The organism is Paraglaciecola sp., assembly GCF_030730205.1.
Taxonomy (GTDB): domain Bacteria; phylum Pseudomonadota; class Gammaproteobacteria; order Enterobacterales; family Alteromonadaceae; genus Paraglaciecola.
The window spans coordinates 22,071-25,078 of the sequence record NZ_JANQVQ010000018.1 but is presented as its reverse complement, the minus strand read 5'-3'; the positions used below and the strand labels follow the sequence as shown (position 1 = coordinate 25,078).

General features: G+C 44.4%; 1 protein-coding gene. It reads right to left on the bottom strand.

The features are described from left to right. Positions 1-15: 15 nt before the first annotated feature. On the bottom strand, positions 16-2,889 hold the full coding sequence (locus NWQ57_RS01375; protein ID WP_306020158.1) for an Ig-like domain-containing protein: 2,874 nt from the start codon (positions 2,887-2,889) through the stop codon (positions 16-18). Positions 2,890-3,008 lie beyond the last annotated feature (119 nt).

The window sequence follows — 3,008 nt, the reverse complement described above, 5'->3', positions numbered from 1 at the left end:
GTGGTTTACGTCTTTTTAACGCAAAAGGATAGGATTCATCGTCCAGGTTTTTCCTAGTGCGTCGATTATTTCAACATCACCGTATAAGGAATCAGCGCCAGCAGGGAAAGTAAAGTCTAACGTTAACGTGCTGTAGTTGAGATACCAAAAATCATTTTCATCGTCTTCGGGGTCGATGGTAAGTTGCCCTATGACTTCTCCAAACTGTTGTGTGTCATCGACATTTCTGACATTAATTTTGACTGTCATCGGAAAAGCATCATATAGACCATAGGCAGAGACCAATATTTGGTTATTGGTCGTAAGTCCATAACCGACAAAATAGGGTGGGCTGTAAGGCACCACAAAGTCTTTGGTAGTGACGCTTACGCCATCGTCACTTGATTCGTCAAAGTCGACGTTAGCGTCAACATTGACGCTTTTTATATGATTGTTTGGATCGTCTGATTGCGAAAATACAGCGCCAAATAAATAACCGGTGTAATTGTATAAGGCGTGTTCAATCTCACACGTTACGGCAAGACTGTAGTTCCCTTCCTCGTCAGTAAGACCAAAATTATAACTAAAAGAATTAGTGCCAATTGCGTACATTAATTGTTTGTGAGCCGGCACCCCATCTGTGTAGGTGACTTTGCCATCGACGTAGCAGAGTTTTGCTCTGTCTACGGTGATTATCTGGATTTCAGGTTCATCACTGACCTCTGATAAATTGATGGTGCTTTGGCTGTAACCGAATTCAGTGGAATTATAGAAATACAGCTCTGCTTCAGTGTCATCTGTTTCAGATATGAGCGTGACACATATTTCAGCTCTACCTTGTTGGTCGGTGATAAAAAAGCTGGAGCTAAAGTCAAAGGAGTCATCTTTATCACTGACAAATCCGATCACGCCGGCAATGACTTGTTGCTCTGTATTTTGCACTTCAACTGTGGCGCATAACTCTTTAGGTTGTGAGAACAATAGGGGATAGTCTAAATTCCACCATTTGCTGAGGAAAATCTCACTGGTGACTAAAATTTCCATGGTGTAATTGCTGGTAGTGCAATCGAACTGAGTTCGTCCCGCATCGACCATTTGGCCCATCGCATCATAAATCGTGCCTTGGCCGAGTAATTCCCACAAACCACTGTAGGGGTTAAAAACATATATAGGCACTTGAAAGCCGTCTTGGCTTGCATCGCTGTCACCTAAAGTCTCAAGAATAGGGCAGCTCAGGGCAGGTATATTGCGGTTAATAATGACCGGTTCTTCCTCTAATTTGGCCGCAGTACCCACTAGGTTTGCCATTTTTTCGGCTCTCACTCTCTGCATTGCTGCTGCTAGGGGTTCATTGCTATCGGTTGTGACATCGGCAAAATTAAACGCAACCGAAACAAGTTGATTACCATCGGAATCGGCATATTCGCCAGGGAAATACTCTGCATCGGCTGGATCGTTTGGATCAAAGGTTTCAACCGCCATGGATAAAGATGCCGTGTTAGCAGGTAACAATGAGCTTGGCACGCTAATGCTCATTGTTGTTACTTGTTGTCCGTTTACCGTGTCAGACAGTTGCAAGTTAAAGCCATCAGTCATTTGGCCTGAGACCGACTGCATGCTTGACTCTGCGACTTGTTGTACGGGAATTTGTAATAATTTGGCATCTAAATTCACTACGTCATTGTAGTTTACCCGCCACGATGAACTGGTGTAGCCCGGATAAGACACATCAACCGCAACTTTAGCTGCATTGTTTGCAGTAACTTCAGAATTAAAACGCAGCTCGTCACCTACTTGTGGATTTTCAGTCGCCTCAGGCGTGCTCGTAGCCAATATATTGTTATTTTCATCCAGCAAATTAATTGAAATGACGACTTGGGTACTATCAATGGCGACTTTTTGTTGAGTGGTGTTAAAAGCTAGAACGGTACCGTTTACTCGCGTTGTCGTGGGGTTAATGACAGGCTCTGTCACCACAATATTGACACTGTCTGATTGACTTGTAGCAGCACCATCATTAGCCGTTAAGCTGGCTACATAGGTGCCGGCAATATCGGGGGTGAAATCTGGGGTCAATACCGTTGTAGAAGATAAGCTTGCTGTGCTATTAGGTGGCGCTAACAGCGCCCAAGTATAAGTGAGTGTGTCGCCATCAGCATCACTGGCACTGGCATCGTTTAACGATACGGTGTCACCTACAATGGCATTTTTGTCATTACCTGCGTTAACCGTTGGTGCAATATTTACTTTGCGTACCTCTATCGACACCGTGTCACTGTTCGTTGCTCCCTCATCGTCGGTGACGGTCAGCGTGAACAACAAGGTTTCTGTGGCAGTAACATCGGGTGCTATAAAGTCAATTGAGGCCTCAGTAATGGAACTTAAACTGACGCTAGTACCTGCTGTTTGGCTCCAACTGTAGCTGCTAATGGTGCCATCATCACTGCCAGTACCGGTTAAGGTTACTGTTGTTTGTTCATCAATACTTTGGTCAGGACCCGCATTGGCGATAGGGTCTTCATTTATTCTGAGCACATTTACCGAAACGCTATCGCTGTGGCTTGCGCCATCGTTGTCAGTCACGGTTAGGGAAAAGGTTAAGGTCTCATCTGCGTTTAGATCGGGTGCGACAAAAGTAGTCGAAGCCGCTGAACTAGCACTTAAACTAACGTTAGTACCGGCTGTTTGAGCCCAACTGTAGGTACTAATAGTGCCATCACTGTCAGTACCCGTCCCTGAGAGGGTAACCGTGCTTTGCTCATCGACACTTTGATCATTTCCAGCACTAGCAACAGGTGGCACATTAGCGGGTGGTGGCGTTTCTGTCTTATCACTGTCGCCACAAGATAATAAACTAAGAGATAAAAGTGAGACTAAAAGGGATTTGAAAACAGGCGAATGGTTTTGCATTTCGACATCCTTGTATGAAATTTGAGATACAAAGCCTAAACAAATAGCCTGTCACAATCCAATACAGAAAAAGAATAAGGCGCTGCTTCAAACCGAATCAAGTGTATAAAAATTGTTCA

What these genes read in the sequence shown, in the direction of transcription:
- NWQ57_RS01375 (WP_306020158.1), bottom strand. Translation starts at nt 2,889, where the DNA reads ATGCAAAACCATTCGCCTGTTTTCAAATCCCTTTTAGTCTCACTTTTA.